Raw genomic sequence first — 25,259 nt, 5'->3', positions numbered from 1 at the left:
AATGCCTGTCCAGTTAGTGTCAAAATGCTTTGTTTTATTGTTTTAAATCAGCGCGTTAGACGCCAACTGACAAATCAGATACAGGAAGGCGGTGCATAGATTTTCGAAAGGACCTATGCCTAGTTATCAATGTTCATATGAAGACAAGCACGGATCGTAGAGATAACATCCATCGGATAGAATTTTTTTCAGGGCATTGCCCCAGGTACGCAGCCCTTTAATTTTTGAGAGGCCATCATGGCAGTAGAAGTACTTTACCGAAGCACTCGAGATTTGGAGAAGGTTTTTTTGGATCGAAAACTAGCCGATGCACATGATCAAATGCTTGAATTGGCAGAAATTTTAACTTCCGTTCTCATTAAAAATGTACCAGGTCTTGACGAAAAACAAGCGGAGGACGCAAGCATTTTTATGGCGAAAAATAGAGCAATCTTTGCGTCGGCGTTTAAGAGTGGTGCTAATGCGTTGGATCAGTTGACAGGGAAAGACGATAGCGCCAACTGAGATGGTGTCACAACACATAGCCAACCCATTTGATGCATGGCGGAATCAGCATGCTTGAACGTCCCGCTTTCGGCTCCATAATCGCCCTTGATAATGGATAGCTATGGACGGGACGGTGCTTAAACTACTGAGCCTAGAAGTCCGATCGAATGCCCGATGCATCGAGAGTTTCATGGTCTTCGGATGTACTCGCCGCAGAGTCGATCCAATCCTCCTCTTGATCGTGCCAGTCGCCCGTGTCTACCATCAAAGAGTCTTCGACGAACTCTAGCGCCTCAGGATTTGGATTTGCCGCTTCGCAGGTCAATTCGCAGGTGTAATCGAACGACTCATCCAATTCGGCTCCATCGCCTCTTCTGAGATCAGAGTTAGATCCCCACTGCAGTGTTACCCCTATGCTACCGCTTACCTGCAGACGCCCAGCCCTAAGGCAGCTTTCGACCCACAGCGGTCGTTGTCGACCGGCCGCTTCATAGGTCGATTACGCTCAGTCGCCACCTGCTGCGACCCAGGTTACCCATGACTAGAACGGCAGCAACCGAGATGCCAGCCTAGGTCTCAACACTGGTCAATGCGCTTGATTGGCCCGAATTGCTTGAACGTACACTGCAGGCGCATCGCTCGCGGTACAAACGGATCGTGGAACACTGCGGTGGCAAGGTCGACATTCACAGCGAGCAAAACCTGGGCAACCAGATTCAACTGACTTTTCTGCTCTCCAATTGAATATTGCAGCTGATACGAGCGAGTATTTCAATCGCACTTCGAGCATTCAGAGGCCGGAGTACGTGCTTCCGGCCAAGGGCTTGCAAGGGGCAGTGAAGTCTAGGGCTGAGCGATACGAGGATGTCTGGACGCTCATCATCCCGAGCACCGTGTGGAACAGGTTGTCATGGCTCAATGGCGAGTTTGTCTGGGCTTTCAAGCAGCCCATATTCAGCCGTTCGCTCTTCGCGATAGAGTCAGACATCCAGAGCACCATTGGCACCTTGGTTTGCTCGTCCGGGGCCATCGCATAGGGCAGCCCATGTAGGTAGAGGCCACCCTCTCCCAGTGACTCCCCATGATCCGAGACGTACATGAGCGCAGTGTCGAATTTGGTGTTCGCAGCCAGGATGTCGATCAGCCCGGCCGTTACGTAGTCGGTGTAGAGGATCGAGTTGTCGTAGGCATTGATCACCTCCTGCTGCTTACATTTGTCGAGCTCATTGGTCTCGCAGACCGGCTCGAATTTCTTGAACTGCGAGGGATATCGCTTGTAGTAGGCTGGGCCGTGGCTGCCTTTGTAGTGGAGCACCAGGACAGCATCGCCTTCCTGACGGTTGATGAAGTCCTCCATTTCCGAGAGCAGCACCCCGTCCTTGCACTCGTCGCTGGTGCACAGCTGAGCATCCGCATGTTGGGTAGCCTTGTGGTTAGGCACCCGGTCACAGACCCCTTTACAGCCCGAATTGTTGTCAGTCCACATTACGCTGATGCCTGCGCGCTGAAGCACATCGAGTAGCCCTTCTCGGCTCTTGGCCTCGGCGTGGCCAACTGACGTTTCAGGTAGCCATGACTGGCCGCAAACAGGTTGGTGGGAACCAGAATGAGCCGAATCTCCCGGTTGTTGCGCAGCAAGGACGCATAAGACTGGTATTGGCTCAGCACAATGCCGGCAAGGGTGACTAGGGCAAGCGAAAGGACAATGAGTCTACTGGCCAACGCTTTGATCCAGGGCTTACGTCGGAGCGGCACCTGACTGATCAGGTAAACGGGCAATCCCCCTACCATTGCCACCCAGAGGCCGAGCTTCCAGTTCAGTAGCTCGGAGACCTCACTGACGTCGGTCTCCACGACGTTGGTGAACATGGTGTAATCAATGACGATGCCGTAAGCATTCATGAAGTAGCTGGCGAAAGCCGCACTGATCAGGATCAGGCACAGTAGCGGTTTGGCGAGCCGTGCCCATGACAGCAGACTGAGTATGGTAAACACCCAAGCAAACACAACAACTGGCAGGCTACTCGCGAGCAGCCAATTAACTTCATCGGCATTGAAAATCAGCCGCGTAAGAACACGCCAAAGCTCAGCGTTCGTAAATAGCAACAACCAAAGAGTTACCAGCCCGATGAGCAGATTGGTGCTGATGCCTTTTTGTCGAGTACTGCGAATAGCAAAGATCAATCTACTGAACAGGGTGTGAACAATGGATTTCGAAGGTGTCATTATCAAACTCTAGGAGGCTGCTGATCCATGACGCATGGCTATGGAATCCTCGGTAGCTACCAGGCAAACCATCGACAGATACTGTGCGAAGGTGGGCGTGCGGAGCGCCAGAGACCCCGAGCCCTATGGCTTAAGGGCGCTTAGGATGTTTGAGGCAAAAGAATTGAATGAGAAGTAAACTCTCGCTAGGCGCATTATTTCCGGAACACGATAACGACACGATGACCTCGTGATTACAATGCTGTCAGAATCGCAGCAATGGCTTTTTTGATTGTGATCGACCAGGCTATGATAAAAAATCGGACACGTTCGACTGCTGTGTGGTTAGTGCCACCCAGCGAATTAAATTAAATTTCATAAACAAAATGGGCTTGTTTTGTCGTACGCTCATTTTGAACTTTTACTTCAATTTAGAAGTCTTTCTCGCGAGCAGAACACTTCCTTAACTTTTGCCCGTGCTTATGTCACTTATCAATGAGGGACGAACACCATGAGCTTTTTCAAGAACATCTTGGGCGGCCACCACGGCCGGGGAAACCACGGCGGTGGTAAGCACCACAGTGGTGGGCACGGGAGCGATCGGCATGACCGCTATGACCAGCAGCAGAGCTGCGACGGCAATGACCGGGTAATTGACAGTGGGCGGGCAATATCCCAAGCCCCAATCACTGATCTGCAGCCTTGCAGGCAGTGCCGGACCGCTAACGCCCCATCTGCGCGCTTTTGTCTAAACTGCGGAACACCACTATCGAGTGGCTGCAAGGCCTGCGGCTCCTCGCTGACGTCAGGAGCGAAATTCTGCAGCCAGTGCGGCCAAGCCACGCCTTAGCGCCTGGCCACCCTGGTAAGCCAACGCGACCACCCCCCTGCGCAAGGAGAAATACGTGGGATCGAATCATGATCATGGCAGTGCAGCAGTACGTGAGGGACATCAGAAGAAGCTAGTCATGGCATTGGCCCTGACTGGCAGCTTTATGATTGCTGAAGTAATCGGTGCATGGATAACCGGCAGCTTGGCGCTGCTGTCGGATGCATCTCACATGTTCACTGACACCGCCGCCTTGGCGATATCGCTGATTGCGCTCCAGATAGCCAAGCGGCCGGCGGATCAAAAACGAACCTTTGGCTATGCGCGGTTGGAGATCCTGGCCTCCACGCTCAACGCAGTCCTGCTCTTCCTGGTGGCAATGTACATCTTGTACGAAGCCTACCAACGCTTCTTCATGCCGACGGAGATCGCCACTGGCGCGATGATGTGGATCGCGATCGCTGGCCTGATCATCAACCTTATTTCGATGCGTCTTCTGGCATCTGCCAGCAACGAGAGCCTCAATGTCAAAGGGGCTTACCTCGAAGTTTGGAGCGACATGCTCGGATCGTTGGGCGTAATCATCGCGGCTCTCATTATCCGCTTCACTGGCTGGACCTGGGTCGACACGATTGTCGCTGTTGCAATCGGCCTCTGGGTACTGCCGCGGACATGGCAGCTGCTTCGCGAGAGCCTGGGCATCCTCATGGAGGGTGTCCCAAGGGGGCTTGACGTCGCGGCAATCGAGACCACCATCCGCAACGTTGATGGCGTCACTGATGTACACGATTTGCACGTTTGGGCCGTCAGTAGCGGCAGCAACGTGATGACTTCGCACGTAGTAGTGGGTGACACAGCAGATGGAGATGCCGTGCTGGCGGGCGTCGTGGAAGCGGTCAGCGATGCGTTCGAAATCCACCACTGCACCATTCAGATCGAGCGCGCAGCTTTCCACCAGAGCATGCCGTTACCGTCGCACTGATCGGTTGGTAACCACCTGGTCAACGCACCACTCTTCAAACAGAGAGAGTGGTGTCGTAAAGGAAAGATCGGGAATGATAGGCGTCAAAACGGCAGGAGCACTTCGTGAGCGCCTTGGGAAGATTCCGACAGACTCTCTCGAGTGCCCGTAGGAGGTTCAGCAATGGCTTGGATCATCACGAAGTACTTAGTCACTGCCGGAATAGTGATTCTAGTATCAGAGCTGGCAAAACGTAGCGACAAGCTGGGTGGCCTAGTTGCCGCTCTGCCTCTGGTCACGGTCATGACGCTGATCTGGCTGTACTTGGAAAACCAGAGTATGGAAAAGATAGCTAATCATGCCTGGTATACGTTCTGGTACGTCCTTCCAACCCTGCCAATGTTTATCACTTTTCCGGTGCTGCTGCCCAAACTGGACTTTTGGCCGACGCTTATCATCAGCATCATCATCACCATGGTAAGTTTTGGGGGCTTTGCTCTGCTGCTACGTCGTTTTGGCATCGAGTTGCTGTGAGCTAAGCGCCGGGGGCAGCAAGTGGGTGGCCGCTCACCGACTATTAACGCACTCGCCTTTCACCAGGTAGCGAACCATGTGCAATTCGCCCTTCGAGTCCTCGTAGGCCATCATGCTTTTCACGTTGCCGCAGTACCGCACGTTGGGCGACACGTACACCAACTTCCCAACGTCCAGATTCATGCCATAGGTGTAGTCTTCAAGCTCTGGCATGGGCTTCTTCACGCTCTGTGCATAGCGCCCTGTAGCCTGCCGAGCAGACTGCTCAAGATCCTCATTGATCTGCACGCTACTTAGAGCATCTGTCGACAGCACAGAGAAGAGCATGAATACGGCAATTGCAGATCTAGTGGTTTTCATGAGAAGTCCATTAATAAAAAAGCGCCCACGGCGGGCGCTAAAATTCACCTTACCAAAGGAGCGTATGGTTCCAAGGTGAATGCATTGGCGTGAGCAGGGTTTCGTTACTCCCGCCATGCTGCTCCGGATGAGACGACTCCAAAGCAGCGCTGCCTGTGTGCTGTACTAAAACTAGCAGAGGCGGCTAACGACAAGATGATTGTGAAATTACAATTTGGACATGTAATAGATTGTAAAGTAATTATCTGCACTTTCGACGGATCAAGAAATCATAGCCGCGCGCAGCGCAGCGCATCCTGCGATGCCACTGATCGGTGGTTGGCAACGAGCTCTTGGTAGCTCCCCAAGGAATTTTCCTGGCAAAACAGAACGGCTTGGCAGAAATGCCGCCTTTTACGACCGAATTCACATGCCAGCTACTGAGTGCTCAACCGGCTGAAGGCCGCTGAATCCGCTAAGCTCAAAGGGTATGCCGGTATGACTGTCAGCAATCTTACGGCTACATTACAAATTTGTAGGATTTCGCCACGGCCAGCTTCTTCGCGTTAAGATTCAAGCGTCCTCAGGTGACCACGGCGTATGGACAGAGGTAGCGACTACCGCATGCCATGCACTCAGCCGAACCTTTAAACAGCCTGCAAACCTCTTGGCGGATTGGCCAATTCCTTCTTCACACCTTGAGATAAGTCATGCGCGTTCTAGTTGTCGAAGACGAAATTAAAACTGCGGAATATCTTCAGCAGGGCCTATCCGAAAGCGGGTATGTCGTAGACATTGTGCACAACGGTGTTGATGCCCTTCACCTATTCAACGTCAATGTCTATTCGTTGGTTCTCCTCGATGTGAACCTCCCAGGTATCGACGGATGGGATCTGCTGGAAACCATCAGGAAATCCAGCCGGGTCCGCATCATCATGCTCACAGCCCGTGGTCGCATCAACGACAAGCTCAAGGGATTGGATGGCGGCGCGGATGACTACTTGGTGAAGCCCTTCGAGTTTCCCGAGCTGCTTGCTCGCATCCGTTCTCTCCAGAGACGTGGCGATGAACTCGTCGAGAAGAGCTCGCTGAAGATTGCCGATCTGGAACTCGACTCCGTGCGCCATCGAGTTTTCCGTGGTGGCACACGCATCGATCTCACCACAAAAGAATTTGCGCTCCTGCACCTGCTCATGAGCAGGACGGGTGAAGCGCTGACTCGTTCCCAGATCATCTCTCTGGTCTGGGACATGAATTTTGACTGCGACACCAACGTCATCGATGTTGCGATCCGGCGATTGCGCTCAAAGATCGATGACCCGTTTGAAACCAAGCTCATTCATACGCTTCGTGGCGTTGGGTACGTTTTCGAGGAACGCGCATGAGTCCGTTCAGCCTGGCTGCAAAGCTAGGGTTCAAAGTCGGGTTGATGAGCGCAGCATTACTGCTTCTGTTCGCGACCTTTGGCTACTTGATGGTGGGTCAAGCGCTGGAAAGAAATGCCAGAGCAGACCTAGAAGTGAAGATGGCAGGCATGGCTCACAACCTGTCCACTATCAACGATATCTCCGGCGTCAACGCGGATGCGCACCAGCTAGTTGATTTGGTCATGGGCCATAACAACCTGTACGTGAGCATATTCGATACATCAACAAAGCAGGTACCTTTGCTCTCGATAGGCTCAAAGCAGGTCAATCTGGAGGTGCACAAGTTCCAGCCGGCTGCGCAGCCTAAAGAGCATGAATGGCGTGATACCCAGGACCGCCCACTGTTGAGCGCTTCTCGTATCATGCGCTTAGCCGATGGAACCGAAGTCAGCGTCTACATGACCATGGACCAGTCATCCAGTGAGGCCCTGCTCGATGCATTGCTGACCTGGGCCCTGATGATGTCGCCCGTCATCCTCGCATTGATCTTGGCCATCGCTTGGTGGACCGTGCGCCGCGGACTGCTACCTCTGACCAAGTTCTTGAAAGTTGCCTCGAAAATCTCCACCGAGAGCCTGGACCATCGCCTGCCAACGGATGGAATGCCCTCAGAGCTTAAAGAGCTCGCTGACGGCATTAACATCATGCTGGCTCGCCTAGATGACGGTGTGCAGCAGCTTTCTCAATTCTCTGACGATCTTGCTCACGAGTTGCGTGCACCGCTTTCCAACCTGATGGGTAAGGCCCAGGTTGCCTTGACCAGAGAACGATCGCTTCAAGAGTACCGGGAAGTGCTGGAATCGTGCACAGAAGAGCTGGACCGCATGAGCCGGATGGTTTCCGACATGCTGTTCCTGGCTCAGGTCAGTCACCCAGCATCCATGGTGGAGTTTGAACCCGTGTCGCTGGTCGACGAGGTTGAGCGTGTATGCGATCTCTTCAGCATTTCGGCAGAAGAAGGCGAGATCCAGCTGCAAATCTCTGGCAATGAGGACGTAGTGCGCGGTAATCGTCTCATGATTCAACGGGCCGTCTCGAACCTGGTGTCAAATGCTATTCGCTACTGCCCACGCGGCCGCACGGTCTACGTGAAGGTGCAACACGGTACGAGCGGTACGACATTGAGTGTCGGCAACCCGGGCCGGGGGATCGCGAGGGAACACCATGCGCATTTGTTTGAACGTTTCTATCGAGTGGACAAGAGCCGAGCACGGAGTGAGGGCGGTACCGGTCTAGGCTTAGCCATCGTTCAGTCGATTATGAGCTTGCATCAGGGCTCGGCGAGCGTGGAAGTAACCGAAGAGAACTTCACGTGGTTCCACCTTCACTTTCCCGAAGCCCAGTTTAAAGAACCTGTAATGGCTGCTGCTTAACCAGCGCAGACATGCATAAGCCCGTCAATTGACGGGCTTTTTTGTGTGCAAGCATCAGTGCCTGAGGACCACAGGCTCCATGGGCGATCGCAAAATCACCGACTTTATGATCCTCTGCTCCTCTGGATTGGCATTCCTCCACAGTTGGGTGAAATACTGCGCGTTCACCCTTTCCTGAGCGCTTACGCTGGCAGCAGTGTCTATAAAACGCATCGTCGTGTAGACACTGATCAACCCCAGGATGAAGAACGCTGTTGCCACGACCATCACATAACGTTTGGCCAAAACCGGGGCACGCTTGAGCTCCAGAATGGAGATATTGGCAGCCTTAGTCGCTGTAGAAAGCTCCGCGATTAGCGGTTTAATGGCCGTGTCGACTCCCCGACACGCGGCGGAATATGCCTCTGCCGCAGCTCGCAAAGCGACCTCTTCGGCATTCGACCAAGCTTTCTCGGCCTTCCGCACCTCATCTTGTATCTGCCGGCCGACAGTATCGACCTGCTCCACAAGGTCGTTCGACTTCTCCAGCACGGCGCTGCAGGTACGTGTCTGAGCGGTCAGCTCATCAATTTGGACAGTGAGCTTTTCAGTGCTTCGACGAAAATCACCGATCGCAACCGCCCAGGGCTCTATGTCATTCATGGCTATCTCCGAGAGCGGCCGAAAGCCGCACTGATTATTTAAGTAGATATCAAAATTGTAATTTTAGGGAAAATTTAACATCGCCCTCAGCAATGCCGAGATAGACATGATCCTTCCAGATTTGCAGATTTAACGCATCATCCCGGCCGCCAAAATTACGGAATTGTAATTATTGACTCACCTTGTCGTTAGCTTCGCGTTCCTAAACTACAAACCAACAAAGGCCGCTAATCAGGCGGACCTAGTAAAAACCGAGGCTCACAATGAAATTTGTCAAATCGATCGCTATTGGCAGCCTGCTGCTTGGTCTCACGGGTGTCGCTTATGCCGAAGGCGGCTACGAGAGAGCGAAACAGTTCAATGAAAACTTTCGAACTGAACAGGCTCGCCTATGGAGCGATGACTCTTCGGATCAGAACAAACAGCAAGTCGCTCAAGAGCAAAAGAAAGAAAGCAAGGATGGTAAGGAACAAGCCGATAATTAATCGGCGGTTAAACAGGACTCTAAATGACGAAAGCAATTTACAAAAAAGCCAGGGTACAACCTGGCTTTTTTGTGTCTGGAATTTAGCCTTCGTCCGTACGAGACGCTCCCGCATCAATTTCTCCAGCCAATCCGTTGTTACTTTGCTGAGCGTCCTTCCAACGACACAGCATTAGCTGGCTGGCGTTTACTTCGGTGATCTTGACGCAGCTCAGGTTGACAGGCAGTTCAGCGTTGCTGTCACGCAGGCGCCTGGATAGGTAGAACGAGCTATCACGTGGCCACTTAGCAGGATCCTGAATGTTCTCTGACTTCCCGCTGCTGTAGAACTCCGACGAATACGAGCGACGGCCAGGGTAGATCAGCGGAGCCGACTGAGCTGACTGCAAATCACTCCAGGCTTCAACCACATCTCGCTGGTTCTGAGGTCGCTGCTCCATTACCCCTGCAATGATGATCCCCGCACCTACGATTGGGAGTACTACAGCGCTCGTAGCGGCAGCCCAAGTGGTCTTCGGGCCTGCATCGCAGATCCGTCCAGACAACAACATGGCCCAGGCTGGTAGAGATGGAAGCAGGTAGGTCCACAGAATGTTACCGGCGAATGTAAAGAATATGGGAGTTGCCAGCGCCCAGAGCCAGAGGTAGGCCTCGAATCGCTGCATTGATCCGCGCTTGCGAATCAGCAGAGGAAGAAAGAAAGCCCATGGCAATAGCGACAAACCGAGCTGAATCCAGATGGTGCCGTATGGCTTGGCATGAGCGCTGCCATAGAGGTCTCCAGCCCAGTTGCTGACGACGTAACGACTCCAGTGTTCACCAACGAAAAAGTATTGCATGAACCCCGGCGTTTTCATTTCGGCCGCGATATACCAGGGCAAGGATATACCGAGCATTAGGACAAGGCCGCCGATCCAGGGAAGTATCAGCACTCGCCCCCACTCTTTATAGAGAACCACCCACACGAATGCTGGCGTGCCCATAAGCACCAAAATGAGCGGACCTTTAGCCAGTAGGCCCAGGCCCAGCCCGGCGAACATCAGGTAGGCATCCGCGTTGCTGGAGCACTTCATCCAACGCCAGAATCCATAGCTGGAGAGCAAAATCGAGAACGACAGAACAGGGTCAGTCAGCACGACTCCGCTGGAGACTAGGCCAAGTGTCGTACTAGAGAAGATGATGGCGGCCCAGATTCCAGCATTACGCGAGATCTGCTGAGTACCGAGCTTGATGATGATGAAACAGCTGCCCAGATGCAGCAGCCAGGCCGGGAATCGAGCAGCGAACTCATTCACCCCGAAAACCGTCATGCTCGCAGCCTGGGTCCAGAAGGATAGCGGCGGCTTACCCCAGAACGGTACCCCGTAGTCGAACATCGGCGTGATCCAATCGTTTAACTCGACCATCTTGCGTGCCATTTCGGCATAGCGTGCCTCCGATGTGTCCATCAGTGGGTAGACGCCCAAACCCAACAAGCGCAATACCAGAATTGAACCCAGGATCCACCACAGGGGCCGCTCTTTTCTCAGATTCAGCATTTCTTACCCTCGATCAAAGGCACCGAAGCATGGAGCGACACGGGATCTGCCTTGCTGTTGCTCTTCAGGAAATAGCGAGGCCGGCGTTTGACTTCTGCGAGTGCCACGCCTAGGTACTCCCCCACCATGGCAACTCCGATGCACAGAAATGAAGCCATTCCGACGAGCAGGTGATGGACGTCGAAGCTGCCTGCTACGAGCGATGCAAGCATGTAGCAGATGCTGGAGACGAATAGACCGAAGCTGATTAGACTGAATATGCGTAGCGGTTTGCGAGAGAAACTGACGATGCTCTCAATGGCCAAATTGAAGAGGCCAGCGGCGTTCCACTTGGTGCTACCGGCATGGCGCACAGTACGATCGTAAGGCAGCTCGACGGTGCGAAAACCTACCCAGCCGATCATCCCCTTGAGTATTCTGGAACGCTCATCCAGCGCTCGAAGTGCCGCCAGTGGAGCAGGTCCGATCAGGCGGAAATCGCTGACATCGGCGGGCAGATCAACCTTTTCAACCAGGCGCTGCATGACCCAGTAGTAAGCCCGGGCACTCACACGCTTGAACCATGAATCACCGGTTCTAAGGTTGCGCTGCATGTTTACTACATCGTAGCCACGCTGCCAGAAATCCACCATGGCCGGGATGAGCTCAGGTGGGTCCTGCAGGTCGACGTCAATGAAGATTAATGCGCTGCCACGGGCATGATCTATCCCGGCGCTCAGTGCTGCCTCTTTGCCGAAGTTGCGGCTGAGGAACAGACTACGAACAGCCGATCCATCCTGATAATCGCGTAGCAAATTTGCAGTTCGATCGTTGCTTCCATCATCAATGTAGAGAATCTCACAAGAGACAGGTAGGCGCTTTACGACGCGGGTGATGCGCTGATGGAACTCTGGAATGCTCTCCTCTTCCTGAAAGCATGGAACGACTATGGTTAATAAGGGATCAGGGCGCTCGGGAAAGCGATGTAATGTCTGCATGATTGAATGTCCAGAAACGGTGTGCAATGAATCCAAGTGCAGTGAGCGTCACAGTCACTAGGCTCTGTACGTAAACCCAAGAAATACGATTTTCTGTAAAATACACCGCCATTAAAGCCAGGAGGCCAAGATGGCAAAGCGGTATGAACTCCCCGACGCAGCCTGGGATCTGGTTGCAGATATCTTCACCAAAAATCAGCGCACCGGGCGCCCTCGGGCCGATGATCGCCTGATGCTAAACGGTATTCTCTGGGTGCTTTGCTCTGGCGCAGCCTGGCGAGACATGCCCGAACGATTCGGCCCTTGGTCAACGATCTATCAACGGTTCCGGGGATGGCGTGATTGCGGAGCTTTTGATCAGATGCTCAAGCGTCTTCATATCCGATTGAATGAGCAGGGTTTGATTGACTTGGAAACATGGATGATCGACTCCACTGCCGTACGAGCAACCCGGGCCTCATCAGGTGCCGGGAAAAAAGGGGATTTGAAGAACCGCAAGACCACGCGTGCGGATTCCACGCGCATTTGGACACCCATTCCACGAACACTTGGACAGCGATTCCACGCTGACTTGGACACTCATTCCACGGCCACTTGGACACTGATTCCACGAGCACTTGGACAGTGATTTCTCACTGATCCGACCCACGCTCAGGCAGGCGGCAACGCAGGACTATTCACTACCATCGGCCTCTTTTATCGAAGCGAAGAGGTCGTCGTGGAGCGTATATCCATGCGTAAAATCCGAGAGGTACTACGCCTAAAGTTCGACGCCGGCCTGTCCGTGCGCAAGATCGCCGCCAGCCTGCGCATCAGCAGCGGCAGTGCCGGCAATTACCTGCACCGTTTCAACGCTTGCGGGCTGACTTGGCCGACATCATTGTCGGACGCCGAGCTGGAGCGATGCCTGTTTCCACCAGCACCAACAGCTCCCAGCGATCAAAGGCCGATGCCTGATTGGGCTTGGGCGCATGCCGAGCTGCGCCGCCCCGGCGTGACTCTGGCTCTGCTCTGGCAAGAGTACCGACTCGCCCATCCGCAAGGCTTTCAATACAGCTGGTTCTGCGAGCACTACCGGCTCTGGGCCGCCAAGGTCGACGTGGTCATGCGCCAGGAACATCGCGCCGGCGAAAAGCTGTTCGTCGATTACGCGGGTCAGACCGTCCCGATCATCGACCGGCGAACCGGAGAGATCCGCCAGGCCCAGATCTTCGTCGCCGTCCTCGGCGCCTCCAGCTACACCTTCGCCGAGGCGACCTGGTCGCAGAAACTGCCCGACTGGCTGGGCTCGCATGCCCGCTGTTTTGCTTTTTTCGGCGGCACCGCACAGATCCTGGTGCCCGACAATCTGCGCAGTGGCGTGACCAAGGCGCACCGTTACGAGCCCGATATCAACCCCAGCTACCGCGATCTGGCCGAGCACTACGGCGTCGCCGTATTGCCCGCTCGCTCACGAAAACCCAAGGACAAAGCCAAGGTCGAAGTCGGTGTTCAAGTGGTCGAGCGCTGGATCCTGGCGGTGCTGCGCAATCGGCAGTTCTTTTCGCTGGGTGAACTCAACACCGCCATCGGACTGCTGCTGGATCGCCTCAACCAAAGGCCCTTCAAAAAGCTGCCCGGCTCACGCCGTTCGGCCTTCGCGACCATCGACCAACCGGCGTTGCAACCGCTACCGGAACACCCTTACATCTACGCCGAGTGGAAAAAGGTGCGGGTGCACATCGACTACCACGTCGAGGTCGACGGTCACTTCTACTCGGTGCCATACCAACTGGTGAAGCACCAACTCGAAGTGCGGCTCACGGCCCAGACCGTCGAGTGCTTCCACGCCAACCAGCGTGTGGCCAGCCACCTGCGCTCGCCGCACAAAGGCCGCCACACTACCCACACCGAGCACATGCCCAAAAGTCACCGCGAGCACGCCGAATGGACACCGCAACGGCTGATCCGCTGGGCAGAGCAAACCGGGCCGAACACGGCTGGCGTTATCGCCTACATCCTCGAACGCCGAATCCATCCGCAACACGGCTTCCGCGCCTGCCTGGGGATCCTGCGCCTGAGCAAACAGCACGGCGAAGCGCGGCTGGAAGCCGCGTGCCAGCGTGCGCTGGCACTGGGCGCATGCAGTTACAAGAGCCTGGAATCGATCCTGCGCCAAGGGCTGGAACGCCTGCCGCTGGCTCAGCAAACCCTGCCGCTGCTGCCCGACGAGCACATCAACCTGCGTGGCCCCGGCTACTACCACTGACCTGAAAAAGGAGCACGAACATGCTGCCCAACCCGACCCTCGACAAGCTACAAACCCTGCGCCTGCACGGCATGATCAAGGCGCTCAGCGAGCAACACGCAACGCCCGACATCAACGATCTCAGCTTCGACGAGCGCTTGGGACTGATGGTCGACCGCGAGCTGACCGAGCGCGAAGACGCCCGCCTGACGACTCGCCTCAAAGCCGCCCGACTACGCCACAACGCGTGCCTGGAAGACATCGACTACCGCAGCCCTCGTGGCCTGGACAAGGCGCTGATCCTGCAACTGGGTAGCGGCCAGTGGCTGCGCGATGGCCTGAACCTGATCATCGGCGGCCCGACTGGCGTAGGCAAAACCTGGCTCGCCTGCGCGCTGGCGCACAAGGCCTGCCGCGACGGTTATAGCGTGCGTTATCTGCGCCTGCCGCGCTTGATGGAAGAGCTGGGCCTGGCCCACGGCGATGGCCGCTTCGCCAAACTGATGGCCGGATACGCCAAGACTGACCTGCTGATCCTGGATGATTGGGGACTGGCACCGTTTACCGCTGTGCAACGCCGCGACATGCTCGAACTGCTGGACGACCGATACGGCAACCGCTCGACGCTGGTGACCAGCCAGATGCCGGTGGACAAATGGCATGCACTGATCGGCGATCCGACCCTGGGCGATGCGATCCTCGACCGGCTGGTGCATAACGCTTATCGGATCGAACTGAAGGGCGAATCGATGCGCAGACGCGCAACGAAATTGACGACGGCAGGGACTTCAGACTAACAATGCAAAACTGCGTCGCTGCGCTCCGACTGCCTGTCCAAGTGGACGTGGATCAGATGTCCAAGTGAGCGTGGAACGAGTGTCCAAATGATCGTGGGCTGAGTGTCCAAGTGTCGTGGAATCCGCAACCACGCGCTCGGGCGCAGCCGGGGTGGCCTGACGACCAAGATTCACATGCTGTGCGACGCCAATGGTGTGCCTCTGCGTTTCCTGTTGTCAGGCGGACAAGCCAGCGATATAGCCTATGCCCAACCGCTACTCGATCAGGCTTGCATACCCAGCCTGCGCGGTCGCCCACGCAAGCGTTGCCGCTGGTTGCTGGCTGACAAGGGTTACGACGCTGAAGCGCTGCGCCAGTATTGTGATCGTTATCGCATGCAGCCAGTCATTCCGTTGCGAAGCATGAAGCGCAAAACCAAGCCAGGATTGCCTCGACTTTTTGATCGCCCCAAATATCGGCAGCGCAACATCATCGAACGCATGTTTGGCTGGCTGAAGGAGAACCGTCGCATCGTGACGCGCTTCGACAAGCTCGCAACAAGTTTTGCGGCGATGGTCTCATTGGCCTGCGCTATGCGGTGCTTGCGACAATACTTTACGTACAGAGCCTAGGACCTGGGAGATGAGCGGTGACAGATTCGACTTGATGAGCAACCACATACCCACGCCGTTGCCGATGTTTGTTGCTAGCGCGACCAGTGCAAACCGAAGAGGCTGAAATTTCCGAAAGCCATCCGCCTTAAAACAGTACGCCCTATTACCTATGAAGCTTGCAATAGCGCCTACCAGGCCGCCGAAAATACTGGCTAGAAATGGCGTAGACATCTCTGTAGCTACCAGCAACAGGAACACAAAATAATGGATTGCAGTGGCTATGAATCCGATCCCTAGATAACGAATCAGTAACCTATAAAGAGGTGGGCTTTTATTTTCCATGTCCGAAGCCTATGGAGGCAAAGGTGAAAAAATGGTGAATCAAATGTAAAAGCACCGCTACCTAAACACACATGTTTCGAGGAACAAAAAAACGGGATGCTAGGCTAGCAGGCTATAATATCAGCAGGATTGCTTGAAAATTACGCTTTGGCAATGAAGGGCCTCCAATAACGCACGCATGACCTACACATTACAATGTTGACAATATAAGGAATGCCGGGCGGCGTTGAGATAAATTCCCCGCATCTATGAATTCATTAATTATTCTATTCAAAGCGCTCACTACTTATTGTTGATGCATTGCGAGTACATGGAGTAGCGAACCGTTTTGAGCGTACCCTGGGAGTCCTCGAAGCTCATCAACCGTGGGTAGACCTGGCAGGTGCGGGGGTCTTGAGATTGGCGCACGAATTTCGCCACATCGATTTTCATGCCGTATTTGTAATCTTGAATTTCCGGCATCGGCTTGCCATTTTTCTCGGCATACTTCGCCACAGCGGTCTGGTGGTCGTTGATATATTGCAGCTGCTTGCTTTCTGAGAAAGTGTTGGCCTGCGAAGCCATCGAGAAAACAACAAGTGCAGCAGCAATAATTAGCTTTTTCATAATAACCTCTCAAATTCAAATCTTCTCGGGCGTAACTTTAGCAACGCATAGGCATCACTGGCATGACGAGAAACTTACAATTTTGAAAGGTAAGTGCATCTGGCTCATATAAAACAAAAAAGCCCACAACGTGTGTTGTGGGCTTCTCTTTAGTGGCTATCAGCTAACCACTTCGGCCTCATCACCGTCTTCATCCTTGCGGTGTGCCCATTGATACAGGGCAGGGAGCACCAACAAAGTCAGCGCGGTGGAGGACAGGATCCCGCCAATCACCACTGTCGCCAGTGGCCGCTGAACCTCTGCACCGGTACCGGTTGCCAAGGCCATCGGGATGAAGCCCAGGGACGCCACCAGGGCTGTCATCAGCACAGGTCGCAGTCGGGTCAACGCGCCTTCGTCGACGGCCTGCCTAAGCGTTCGTCCCTCCTCTCGCAATCCGCGGATGAAGGCAATCATCACCAGGCCGTTCAGTACCGCGACGCCGGACAGTGCAATGAAGCCAACCCCAGCCGAGATCGACAGCGGGATGTCCCGCAGCCACAGCGCCACGACGCCACCGGTGAGTGCGAATGGAATACCGGTGAACACCAGCATGCCGTCTTTCAGGTTGTTGAACATCAGGAACAGCAGGGTCATGACCAGCAGCAAGGCCACCGGAACCACGATCTGCAGACGCTTGGCCGCCGATTGGAGCTGCTCGAACTGGCCACCCCAGGTGGTCCAGTAACCAGCAGGAATCTGCACCTTGGCATCCAGCGAAGCGGTTGCCTCTTGAACGAACGACCCCAGGTCGCGGCCCCGGACGTTGGCGCTGACGATCACCAGACGCTTGCCGTTCTCGCGGCTGATCTGGTTCGGACCCAGCTGCAGGTCCAGGTTAGCGACCTGCGACAGCGGGATGAAGCCGATCTGATTGGCACCTTGAGATGCATTGGCCGGTACAGGGATCAGAAGGCTGGACATACCTGCTACGTCGGTACGTACGGTCTCAGGCAGGCGCACCACCATGTCGAAGCGACGGTCGCCTTCATACAACGTGCCGGCCGTACGACCGCCGACAGCGATGGCGATCGAGTTCTGTACATCCGCGATGTTCAGGCCGTAGCGTGCGGCTTTCTCGCGGTCGATGTTGATGGTCAGCACCGGCAGGCCGGTGGTCTGTTCAACCTTGACCTCCGAAGAGCCCGGTACCGCTTTGAGCGCTGCAGCGATCTTGTTGGCCGTGTTGTTGAGCACGTCCATGTCATCGCCGAACACCTTCACTGCGACGTCACTCCGTACGCCCGAGATCAGCTCGTTGAAACGCAACTGGATGGGCTGGGACAGCTCATAGTTGCTGCCTGGGACACCGGCTGCGGCTTTCTGCACTTCAGCAATCAGCTCATCGCGAGGCTTCTTAGGGTCGGGCCACTGATCCTGAGGCTTGAGCATGATGTAGGCGTCGGAGGCGTTAGGCGGCATCGGGTCGGATGCGATTTCGGCTGTACCCGAGCGCGCAAACATCCGCTCTACTTCCGGGACCTGCTCAATCACAGCCTTTTCAAGGCGTTGCTGCATTTCTACGGATTGGGTCAGGCTCGTACCTGGCACGCGCATGGCCTGCATCGCAAAGTCACCTTCACTGAGGCTTGGAATGAACTCGCTACCCATACGACTTGCAAGCACACCACTGAGCACGACCAGGACTACAGCGGCCGAGAACGCGATGTTCCGATGCCCAAGGACCCACTTCAAAATCGGCTCATAACGCAGCCGCGCAGTGCGCATCACCACGCCTTCCTCTTCCTTGACCTTGCCAGTGACGAACATGGCGATGGCTGCCGGAACGAAGGTGACGGAGAGGATCATTGCACCCAGCAGCGCCATCACAACGGTGAAGGCCATGGGGTGGAACATTTTGCCCTCGACGCCGGTCAGGGCGAAGATCGGCAGGTACACCACCATGATGATCAACTGACCGAAGATCAGTGGCCGGCGAGCTTCACCCGCAGCAGCGAAGACCTCATGGAAGCGCTCAGCTTTGGTGAGCATACGGCCATGCTTGTGTTGCGCATGAGCCAGTCGACGGATCGCGTTTTCTACAATTACCACGGCACCGTCGACGATGATTCCGAAGTCGAGTGCGCCTAAGCTCATTAGGTTGGCGCTGACCTTGTTGTTGAACATACCGGTGAAGGTGAACAGCATGGACAACGGGATCACCATCGCGGTGATGAGTGCAGCACGGATGTTACCGAGGAACAGGAACAAAATGGCGATTACTAGAATCGCGCCTTCCACCAAGTTCTTCTTCACAGTTGCAATAGCTTTTTCAACCAGGTTGGTGCGGTCGTAGACCGTCACGGCAACCACACCTTCTGGAAGGGTACGGTTGATGTCAGCCAGTTTGGCGGCAACAGCCTGAGACACGGTACGGCTATTTTCACCGATCAGCATGAACACGGTGCCGAGTACGACTTCGCGACCGTTCTCGGTGGCAGCCCCCGTCCGGAGCTCTTTGCCAATGCTAACGTCAGCGACGTTGCTGATTCGAATCAGTGCGCCATCGACACTGGTGATCACAATGTTGGCGATGTCTTCGATGTTACCGACCTGCCCTGGCGCACGGATGAGGAGCTGCTCACCATTACGCTCGATGTAACCGGCGCCGACGTTGGCGTTGTTGCTTTCCAACGCTGCGACCAGATCATTGAGGGTCAGTTTGTATGTAGCTAGGCGCTTCGGATCCGGCGCGACCAGGAACTGCTTGGCGTAACCACCGATGGTGTTGATCTCGGCCACACCTGGGACGTTCCGCAGCTGCGGCTTGATGATCCAGTCCTGGATCACACGCAGGTCGGTTGGGGTGTACGGTGTACCGTCTTCCTTGACCGCACCATCCTCAGCTTCAACGGTCCACAAGAAAATTTCACCAAGCCCAGTGGATACCGGACCCATGACAGCCTCAACGCCCTCTGGCAACTGCTCCTTCGCAACTTGCAGCCGCTCGTTGATCAACTGGCGGGCAAAGAAGATGTCAGTGCCATCCTTGAAGATCACGGTGACCTGAGACAGGCCAGAGCGAGACAAGGAACGGGTCTGTTGAAGGCCCGGGAGACCGGCCATGGCCGTTTCAACTGGAAACGTGATCCGCTGTTCAGTTTCCAATGGCGAATAGCCAGGCGCAGCAGCGTTGATCTGCACCTGGACGTTAGTGATGTCGGGTACCGCATCGATGGGCAGCTTCTGATAGCTGTAGATACCGATGCCGGCCATGATCAGAACAGCGATCATTACAACGATGCGCTGCTCAATGGCGAATCTGATGATACGTTCAAACATGAGAAATCATCCTGTCAGTTCGCATCAGTGACCGTGTTCGGCAGACGCTTTGCCGAGCTCAGACTTGAGTGTAAAGCTGCCACTGGCTGCTACTTGGGCGCCGGCTTGGATGCCGTCGATGATTTCCACGTATCCATTGTCACGGCGGCCCGTTTTTACCGGCCGAGTGTCAAAGCCTTCCCTGGTGCGCACAAATACCGAGGGTTTGTCTTCAACGGTCTGCACGGCGCCTTCAGGAACGGCCACAGCCACTCGATCGGTCTGAGAAGTGACGGCGATGTTCACGAACAGACCTGGACGCCAGGCGCCGTCAGGGTTGGTCAAGGTAACGCGAACGGTCGCTGCACGGTTTTGCTCACCCAGCAGGCTGCCTACATAACCCACCTTGCCGTCGACCTCGACGTTCATGTCGGGCGATGAAACTTTTACCGCACGGCCCGTCACCACCTTGCCCAGTTCAGTGGGAGGGACAGCGAAGGTGGCCCACACCTGATTCAGGTCGGACAAGATGAAAGCGTTAGTCGCCTCGCTGACGACTTCACCCATGGTCAGGTGCTTCTCTACCACCACGGCGTCAAAGGGTGCCCGAAGCTCGTAACGATTGCCGCCTACGGAATTGACCGAAGCGCCGATGGCACCGACCTTCTGCTTGGCATTGGCCAGAGATATCTCTGCTTCTTGCAGCGCTTGGCGTGCCTGCAGGTAATCCTGCTCGGCGGAGATCTTGTCCTGCCACAGTTGCTTCTCACGGTCGAAGGTAACGCGGGCCAGCTCTACGCGTCGCTGTGCGGCTTGTTGTTCGCTGCGCAGGTCAGAAATCTGTTGGCTGGCAATCACTGCGAGGACTTGGCCTTTCTTAACGGCTTCGCCCAAGTCGGCCTGGACACTTTCAACAACGCCAGGGACCCGAGGGACAACATGTGCAGTCCGGTCTTCGTCGAAACGAATCTCCCCCGGGAAAGTCACAACGGTGCCGAGGTCACGGGGGGCCGCAGACTCCAGGACTACCCCAGCTGCCTTGATCTGTTCAGCGCTCAGGGTCAGCTTGCCCTCTTCCTCACCACCCTCTTCGCTATGGCCTTCTGCACCATGACCCTCATCACCCTCCTCTTTGGCGGCTGATGCGGTCGTCTTCTCATCGCCATGGCCATCGTTAGCGCCGTGCTCGACGGTACTGGCGGCCTGCTCTCCGGAACTGTTGTTCCAGGCAAGGCTGCCAAATCCAAGGGCTGCCACAGCGGCGACCGCGAGGGCGATCTTGCGTTTGTTATCCATTGCTACTCCTGCTGATCATAGGCACCGACGTGTTATGCCGAGCGCCGAAGAAAATTTCTGGCCCGTTCAACGAACGCCGGCAGTCGAACCGACATCGCCATAAACCCTTTCCACCTGCGCACGCGCATTGGTCGCTGTTGCCAACGAATCGAGGTATTGGCCACGAGCGACGATCAAGGTGCGCTGGGCATCCAGCACTTCGATGAAGCCGAATTTGCCCATCTCGAAACCGCGAGTTGCGGTCTCCACAGCCTGCTGTGCGGACGGCAGAATGGTCTTGTCGTAGGACTCGACCTCCTGCATGGCGGTCGCCCACTGGTTTACTGCGGTTTGGGTTTCGCTACGCAGCCTCAGCTCAACTGCGTTGCGCTGGTCTCGGGCTTGATCTGCGCGTCGAGAAGCGGAAAGAATGTTGCCCTGATTACGATCAAACAGCGGCAATGGCATGGACAGTCCTACAGTGTTGACCCGTTCACGTACGGAGCGGTCGTACTGGCTACCCACGCTTACAGTGAGGTCTGGGATTCGCTGAGCTTTCTCTGAGCCGAGGGACGCATCGCTTTTGTCGATCTGCACCACGGCCTGACGCATTTCCGCAGTTTGATCGAGCCTCGACAACAGCTCTTCAGCGTCCGGAGGCAAACCTGGGGAGAGGGTCGGCGAATCCAGGCGATCGAATACTGTGACCGAGCTCCCCGTAATTTGAGCTAGCTGCTGGTAAGCGGTCGCTTTCTCCGTTTCGGCGCGTCTGACCTGCAGCTTGGCTTCGGCCAACTGTACTTGAGCACGAGTAGCCTCTACTGGGGAGGATTTACCTGCGCGAACGCGGCCGTCGACAATGCGCAGACCACGCTCAGTCAGCTCCAGAGATTGCTTGGCTAGATCTAGGCCAGTCTGCGCTCGCAATGCTGCGTAGAAGGCTTGAACGACCTCGGCGCGCAGAGCGTTCACTCGACGGTCCAACTCCAGCTGTGCAGCAGTCTGGCCATAGGTGGCGACGTCAACACGTGCGCCCCGCTTTCCGCCCAGCTCCAGGGTCTGGCTGAGCGTCACAGTTGTCTGGCTAGTGCTGCGACGGGTGTCTTCTACGTCGTACGAGATTGTTGGGTTGGGGATAAGCCCTGCCTGCTTGCGTGCCCCATCTGCGATCCCAATCTCCTGACGGGCGGCGGCCATGTCAGGGTTGGCATCCATCGCCGTCGAAAGCGCTTGAGGCAAGCTGATGCTTTGGGCAAATGCAGCAGGTGCCATCAGCCCGGAGATGACCGCACAGAGTGCGGCTATCTTCCAGGGTGAGATTGAGGTCTTAGGAAAGACATTGCGGATATACCGGGGCACTTTAATGGTCCTCGTGCACAAACTTCGATAAAGCTTGGCGAGAACGCCGAAACAGCTGCCAAGCCCCACTGGATTAGGTGATGGCACTCTAAAGAGCGGTAGCTATCAGAGGGGTGGCTAGAAAATTACAATTTCGTAAGAAAAGTGGGTAATGCCCGTAAACACTGAGAAATTCAGTCGAACCCAGGATTTGATTACAACCGAGAGAGATGGCTAACACACGGTGCTAGGCACCCGGATAACCTGTAGATGACGAAATTGTAATTATCCTATCACCCTCCCGTTATCTTCGGCCCGCAAATATGAGCTCGGCGCTCTTCATAGGCGCGCCGCCGGGTCAGAACATATAAAGACACCCGCGTCGGTACACATAATAAAAACTGCCGTAAATCAAAGGAGCATCAGATGAAAATCAAAGTACCACTGTATTTGGCGGCAGTTTCTGCGCTGTCTGGAAGCTATGCAATTTCTGCTCAAGCTGAAGACAAACCAGAAGGTTTCATTGAGGGCAGCAGCCTTACAGTGCTCAACCGCAACTTCTACTTCAATCGTGATAATCGCGACAGTTCGGCTCCCACTTACAACAGTGGTAAGGGCAACACCAACGGCTACTCCGAAGCCTGGGCGCACGCGCTCATTTCCAAATTCAACTCTGGTTTTACCCAGGGTACCGTCGGTTTTGGTGTTGATGCCTTTGCAATGATCGGCCTCAAGCTTGATACCGGCGACGGTCGCAACGGCGGCCGTAGCTCCTTCGACGTGCTGCCCGTTGATAACAAGGGTGAGGCGCGTGATGAATACACCAAGGTTGGCGGAGCGGCCAAAATCCGCTTGTTCGATACCGTGGTGAAAGTGGGTGATGTATTCCCATCGACGCCGGTCGTCGCAGCGGGCGACTCGCGCCTCCTGCCAGAAAGCTTCCGCGGCGTGACCGTTGAGAACAGCAGCATCCAGGGCCTCACCCTGCAAGGTGGTCGACTGCATGCAATGAGCCAACCGGTTTCCAGTAACCTGAACGACAATTTCGTTACCTTCTATGGCGGCCCGGTCAACTCGCCTTGGATCGGCTACGGCGGCGGTGACTACTCGATCAACGACAATTGGACCGTGAGTGTCTACGGCAGCCAGTTGAAAGATGTCTGGAACCAGTACTACGCCGGTACCAGCTTCGCCTACCCACTGAGCGATGACCTCGCGCTGATTGGTGGGTTCAACTACTACAAAGCCGTGGATGAAGGTAAACGCCGACTGGGCGAGTTCGACAACAATATCTGGAGTGCCAAGGTCGGTGTTCGCTACGGCGCCCACACCTTGGCCCTGTCACACCAGCGCAACAATGGCGATGACGATTTTGATTACCTGCGTCAGTCGGACTCAATCTTCGTAGACAACTCGATCCAGTACAGCGACTTCAACTCGCCGAAAGAACGCTCCTGGATGATGCGTTATGACCTTAACTTCACCAGCTACGGTATTCCTGGTCTGACGTTCATGACCCGCTACGCAAGGGGTTCGGGCGCAGACTACTCGAACGCCAACCAGTTCTACATGCGTACCGACGACAACGGCAATCCGCTCACCGATCAAAAACGTTGGGAGCGTGACGTCGAGGTGAAATATGTCGTTCAAACCGGCCCGGCTAAAGACTTGTCCTTCCGGTTGCGCCAAGCTACCACGCGTGCCACTGCTTTCGAATCGGACCTTGATGAAACTCGCGTGATCATTGAATACCCGCTTTCTATTCTGTAATTCTCTGATCGGATCAGTTTTCCATGAACTGGCCCCTCAGAAAAACGTGCATTACGCATTCACCTTGAGTGGCTTAAGTGCTCCTTTGGTAAAAGGTGAATATTTGGCGCCCTTTGGGCGCCTTTTTTTATCTAAAATTCGAGCAGTTGTTCGAGTTCATGCATCGCATGTCGATGCAGCTCATGGCTACACCAATGTCCAGCCTCCTCAATGAGGGGAACTTCGCCGTCATCTGAACGGAATGAAACCAGAACAAAGAATAGAATAACCCAGTACTTCATAAGGTCAAATCACCTATTGGAGAGAGGGCTCGCATCTGTCAAACCCAAACCGCGACAAGATATAACGCCAGACTATCAAATATATTACCTAGAAATTACAAATCCGTAATTTAGCCCCCAGACAACTCTTTTTGATTTACCATTCATTTCAATAACGCCGGCGCGCGTGCGCGGTTAATTGCTCAGTGATGTCGAGACAAAATCCCATGCGAATTCTGGTAATTGAGGATGAAGTAAAAACTGCGGAGTATGTGCGTCAAGGCCTTACTGAATGCGGTTATGTTGTAGATTGCGTCCATACCGGTTCAGATGGATTATTCCTGGCCAAGCAGCACGAATATGAGTTGATCATCCTTGATATCAATCTGCCGGAGATGGATGGGTGGCAGGTGCTTGAACTGTTGCGACGTAAAAACTGCCCTTCTCGTATCATGATGCTGACGGCTAGAAGTCGCCTAGCAGATAAGGTTCGGGGCCTGGAGAACGGTGCAGATGACTACCTAATCAAGCCATTTGAGTTCCCAGAACTGCTGGCCCGGGTCCGCGCCTTGATGCGCAGGTCTGACCACCCTGCATCCGTCGAGATAATTCGTGTAGCTGACCTCGAACTCGACCAGAGCCGTCACAGAGCCTTCAGGGATGGCCAGCGCATCGATTTGACTACAAAAGAGTTTGCACTGTTGCACTACCTGATGCGCAACACGGGGGTGGTACTGAGCCGTACGCAGATCATCTCACAGGTTTGGGACATGAACTTTGACTGCGATACAAACGTTGTAGAGGTGTCGATTCGAAGGCTCAGAGCCAAGATCGATGATCCTTTCGAGACGAAGCTTATCCACACGCTCCGAGGCGTGGGCTATGTTCTTGAGAAGCGGTAAGCGACCAACCGCCTAGCCTTGGAAACAGCTCGACTGATTATCCAGCGCCTACT

Annotated in this window: 20 protein-coding genes and 5 pseudogenes; 13 read left to right on the top strand and 12 right to left on the bottom strand. The window is 55.0% G+C overall.

The features are described from left to right. Positions 1-237 precede the first annotated feature (237 nt). Positions 238-504, top strand: a complete 267-nt coding sequence (locus FQ182_RS24500; RefSeq protein ID WP_034137100.1) for a YebG family protein — start codon at positions 238-240, stop codon at positions 502-504. A 133-nt stretch (positions 505-637) separates the two neighbouring features. Here FQ182_RS24500 and FQ182_RS29910 read toward each other — a convergent pair whose 3' ends face one another. After that, positions 638-919, bottom strand: a complete 282-nt coding sequence (locus FQ182_RS29910) for a hypothetical protein (protein WP_256666411.1) — start codon at positions 917-919, stop codon at positions 638-640. A gap of 357 nt (positions 920-1,276) precedes the next feature. Next, positions 1,277-2,712 (bottom strand): annotated as a pseudogene (locus FQ182_RS24490) (phosphoethanolamine transferase). A 490-nt stretch (positions 2,713-3,202) separates the two neighbouring features. Between FQ182_RS24490 and FQ182_RS24485 the strand changes: the two are divergent. From FQ182_RS24485 to FQ182_RS24475, 3 genes are all read left to right on the top strand, one after another. Next, complete coding sequence (locus tag FQ182_RS24485) at positions 3,203-3,541, top strand: zinc ribbon domain-containing protein (RefSeq protein ID WP_080761431.1); 339 nt, start codon at positions 3,203-3,205, stop codon at positions 3,539-3,541. Positions 3,542-3,596: 55 nt separating this feature from the next. Beyond that, positions 3,597-4,502, top strand: a complete 906-nt coding sequence (locus FQ182_RS24480) for a cation diffusion facilitator family transporter (protein WP_034138158.1) — start codon at positions 3,597-3,599, stop codon at positions 4,500-4,502. A 162-nt stretch (positions 4,503-4,664) separates the two neighbouring features. Next, positions 4,665-5,015, top strand: coding sequence for a DUF3147 family protein (locus FQ182_RS24475; protein ID WP_034138159.1), 351 nt, complete (start codon positions 4,665-4,667; stop codon positions 5,013-5,015). 33 nt (positions 5,016-5,048) lie between these two features. Here the strand turns inward: FQ182_RS24475 and FQ182_RS24470 are convergent, their stop codons facing one another. Then, positions 5,049-5,375 (bottom strand): DUF2790 domain-containing protein, encoded by a 327-nt coding sequence (locus FQ182_RS24470; RefSeq protein ID WP_149415254.1) that lies wholly within the window; start codon positions 5,373-5,375, stop codon positions 5,049-5,051. A gap of 689 nt (positions 5,376-6,064) precedes the next feature. On the opposite strand from FQ182_RS24470, the gene FQ182_RS24465 reads away from it, so the two are divergent. Together FQ182_RS24465 and FQ182_RS24460 are read left to right on the top strand one after the other, a co-directional pair. Beyond that, positions 6,065-6,739: a heavy metal response regulator transcription factor gene (locus FQ182_RS24465; protein WP_034138161.1), complete on the top strand. Its 675-nt coding sequence runs from the start codon at positions 6,065-6,067 to the stop codon at positions 6,737-6,739. Further along, positions 6,736-8,154 (top strand): heavy metal sensor histidine kinase, encoded by a 1,419-nt coding sequence (locus FQ182_RS24460; protein ID WP_034138162.1) that lies wholly within the window; start codon positions 6,736-6,738, stop codon positions 8,152-8,154. The genes FQ182_RS24465 and FQ182_RS24460 overlap by 4 nt, the downstream gene beginning before the upstream one ends. 54 nt (positions 8,155-8,208) lie before the next feature. Here FQ182_RS24460 and FQ182_RS24455 read toward each other — a convergent pair whose 3' ends face one another. Beyond that, entirely contained in the window at positions 8,209-8,796 is a 588-nt protein-coding gene (locus FQ182_RS24455) for a hypothetical protein (protein ID WP_059395177.1), read from the bottom strand. 263 nt (positions 8,797-9,059) lie between these two features. Between FQ182_RS24455 and FQ182_RS24450 the strand changes: the two genes are divergently transcribed. Next, positions 9,060-9,281: a hypothetical protein gene (locus FQ182_RS24450; protein ID WP_059395178.1), complete on the top strand. Its 222-nt coding sequence runs from the start codon at positions 9,060-9,062 to the stop codon at positions 9,279-9,281. Positions 9,282-9,363: 82 nt separating this feature from the next. Here FQ182_RS24450 and FQ182_RS24445 read toward each other — a convergent pair whose 3' ends face one another. The 3 genes and pseudogenes from FQ182_RS24445 to FQ182_RS30755 form a co-directional block, all read right to left on the bottom strand. Continuing rightward, complete coding sequence (locus tag FQ182_RS24445; RefSeq protein WP_059395179.1) at positions 9,364-10,818, bottom strand: glycosyltransferase family 39 protein; 1,455 nt, start codon at positions 10,816-10,818, stop codon at positions 9,364-9,366. After that, positions 10,812-11,795, bottom strand: a complete 984-nt coding sequence (locus tag FQ182_RS24440; RefSeq protein WP_059395180.1) for a glycosyltransferase family 2 protein — start codon at positions 11,793-11,795, stop codon at positions 10,812-10,814. Before FQ182_RS24440 ends, FQ182_RS24445 begins: the two co-directional genes overlap by 7 nt. Continuing rightward, positions 11,761-11,862: pseudogene (locus FQ182_RS30755) on the bottom strand (GtrA family protein); the annotation flags it as partial. The gene FQ182_RS24440 and the pseudogene FQ182_RS30755, both read right to left, overlap by 35 nt. Positions 11,863-11,925: 63 nt before the next feature. Between FQ182_RS30755 and FQ182_RS24430 the strand changes: the two are divergent. The 4 genes and pseudogenes from FQ182_RS24430 to FQ182_RS24415 all read left to right on the top strand — a co-directional run. Further along, a pseudogene (locus FQ182_RS24430) lies at positions 11,926-12,308 on the top strand (IS5 family transposase); the annotation flags it as partial. A gap of 220 nt (positions 12,309-12,528) precedes the next feature. After that, positions 12,529-14,043 carry an IS21 family transposase gene (gene istA, locus FQ182_RS24425; protein ID WP_149415111.1) on the top strand — a complete coding sequence of 505 codons (1,515 nt, stop codon included), beginning with the start codon at positions 12,529-12,531 and terminating at the stop codon, positions 14,041-14,043. A 20-nt stretch (positions 14,044-14,063) separates the two neighbouring features. Continuing rightward, complete coding sequence (gene istB / locus FQ182_RS24420; protein ID WP_017847084.1) at positions 14,064-14,819, top strand: IS21-like element ISPsy14 family helper ATPase IstB; 756 nt, start codon at positions 14,064-14,066, stop codon at positions 14,817-14,819. A gap of 126 nt (positions 14,820-14,945) precedes the next feature. Further along, positions 14,946-15,431, top strand: a pseudogene (locus FQ182_RS24415) (IS5 family transposase); the annotation flags it as partial. Here the strand turns inward: FQ182_RS24415 and FQ182_RS24410 are convergent. From FQ182_RS24410 to FQ182_RS24390, 5 genes and pseudogenes are all read right to left on the bottom strand, one after another. After that, positions 15,429-15,755 (bottom strand): annotated as a pseudogene (locus FQ182_RS24410) (GtrA family protein); the annotation flags it as partial. The pseudogenes FQ182_RS24415 and FQ182_RS24410 sit on opposite strands and share 3 nt — an antisense overlap. A gap of 282 nt (positions 15,756-16,037) precedes the next feature. Then, positions 16,038-16,361, bottom strand: coding sequence for a DUF2790 domain-containing protein (locus tag FQ182_RS24405; protein ID WP_034137071.1), 324 nt, complete (start codon positions 16,359-16,361; stop codon positions 16,038-16,040). Positions 16,362-16,520: 159 nt separating this feature from the next. Beyond that, a complete protein-coding gene (locus tag FQ182_RS24400) occupies positions 16,521-19,682 on the bottom strand; it encodes a CusA/CzcA family heavy metal efflux RND transporter (protein WP_069553008.1) in 3,162 nt (1,053 codons plus the stop codon). A 24-nt stretch (positions 19,683-19,706) separates the two neighbouring features. Next, positions 19,707-20,957 (bottom strand): efflux RND transporter periplasmic adaptor subunit, encoded by a 1,251-nt coding sequence (locus FQ182_RS24395; RefSeq protein WP_034137069.1) that lies wholly within the window; start codon positions 20,955-20,957, stop codon positions 19,707-19,709. Positions 20,958-21,023: 66 nt separating this feature from the next. Beyond that, the gene (locus FQ182_RS24390) at positions 21,024-22,295 is read right to left on the bottom strand and encodes a TolC family protein (protein ID WP_139273552.1); all 1,272 of its coding nucleotides are present in this window, start codon (positions 22,293-22,295) and stop codon (positions 21,024-21,026) included. Positions 22,296-22,700: 405 nt separating this feature from the next. Between FQ182_RS24390 and FQ182_RS24385 the strand changes: the two genes are divergently transcribed. Both FQ182_RS24385 and FQ182_RS24380 read left to right on the top strand, forming a co-directional pair. After that, a complete protein-coding gene (locus FQ182_RS24385) occupies positions 22,701-24,044 on the top strand; it encodes an OprD family porin (RefSeq protein WP_034137067.1) in 1,344 nt (447 codons plus the stop codon). A 487-nt stretch (positions 24,045-24,531) separates the two neighbouring features. Beyond that, a complete protein-coding gene (locus FQ182_RS24380; RefSeq protein ID WP_034137066.1) occupies positions 24,532-25,206 on the top strand; it encodes a heavy metal response regulator transcription factor in 675 nt (224 codons plus the stop codon). Positions 25,207-25,259: the final 53 nt, after the last annotated feature.

The sequence above is a fragment of the Pseudomonas sp. ANT_H4 genome (assembly GCF_008369295.1).
Taxonomy (GTDB): Bacteria; Pseudomonadota; Gammaproteobacteria; order Pseudomonadales; family Pseudomonadaceae; genus Aquipseudomonas.
The sequence above is the reverse complement of the archived record's forward strand: the minus strand, read 5'-3'. Positions and strand labels throughout refer to the sequence as shown.

What these genes read in the sequence shown, in the direction of transcription:
- FQ182_RS24500 (WP_034137100.1), top strand. Translation starts at nt 238, where the DNA reads ATGGCAGTAGAAGTACTTTACCGAAGCACTCGAGATTTGGAGAAGGTT.
- FQ182_RS24485 (WP_080761431.1), top strand. Translation starts at nt 3,203, where the DNA reads ATGAGCTTTTTCAAGAACATCTTGGGCGGCCACCACGGCCGGGGAAAC.
- FQ182_RS24475 (WP_034138159.1), top strand. Translation starts at nt 4,665, where the DNA reads ATGGCTTGGATCATCACGAAGTACTTAGTCACTGCCGGAATAGTGATT.
- FQ182_RS24470 (WP_149415254.1), bottom strand. Translation starts at nt 5,375, where the DNA reads ATGAAAACCACTAGATCTGCAATTGCCGTATTCATGCTCTTCTCTGTG.
- FQ182_RS24465 (WP_034138161.1), top strand. Translation starts at nt 6,065, where the DNA reads ATGCGCGTTCTAGTTGTCGAAGACGAAATTAAAACTGCGGAATATCTT.
- FQ182_RS24460 (WP_034138162.1), top strand. Translation starts at nt 6,736, where the DNA reads ATGAGTCCGTTCAGCCTGGCTGCAAAGCTAGGGTTCAAAGTCGGGTTG.
- FQ182_RS24455 (WP_059395177.1), bottom strand. Translation starts at nt 8,796, where the DNA reads ATGAATGACATAGAGCCCTGGGCGGTTGCGATCGGTGATTTTCGTCGA.
- FQ182_RS24450 (WP_059395178.1), top strand. Translation starts at nt 9,060, where the DNA reads ATGAAATTTGTCAAATCGATCGCTATTGGCAGCCTGCTGCTTGGTCTC.
- FQ182_RS24445 (WP_059395179.1), bottom strand. Translation starts at nt 10,818, where the DNA reads ATGCTGAATCTGAGAAAAGAGCGGCCCCTGTGGTGGATCCTGGGTTCA.
- FQ182_RS24440 (WP_059395180.1), bottom strand. Translation starts at nt 11,795, where the DNA reads ATGCAGACATTACATCGCTTTCCCGAGCGCCCTGATCCCTTATTAACC.
- istA (WP_149415111.1), top strand. Translation starts at nt 12,529, where the DNA reads ATGCGTAAAATCCGAGAGGTACTACGCCTAAAGTTCGACGCCGGCCTG.
- istB (WP_017847084.1), top strand. Translation starts at nt 14,064, where the DNA reads ATGCTGCCCAACCCGACCCTCGACAAGCTACAAACCCTGCGCCTGCAC.
- FQ182_RS24405 (WP_034137071.1), bottom strand. Translation starts at nt 16,361, where the DNA reads ATGAAAAAGCTAATTATTGCTGCTGCACTTGTTGTTTTCTCGATGGCT.
- FQ182_RS24400 (WP_069553008.1), bottom strand. Translation starts at nt 19,682, where the DNA reads ATGTTTGAACGTATCATCAGATTCGCCATTGAGCAGCGCATCGTTGTA.
- FQ182_RS24395 (WP_034137069.1), bottom strand. Translation starts at nt 20,957, where the DNA reads ATGGATAACAAACGCAAGATCGCCCTCGCGGTCGCCGCTGTGGCAGCC.
- FQ182_RS24385 (WP_034137067.1), top strand. Translation starts at nt 22,701, where the DNA reads ATGAAAATCAAAGTACCACTGTATTTGGCGGCAGTTTCTGCGCTGTCT.
- FQ182_RS24380 (WP_034137066.1), top strand. Translation starts at nt 24,532, where the DNA reads ATGCGAATTCTGGTAATTGAGGATGAAGTAAAAACTGCGGAGTATGTG.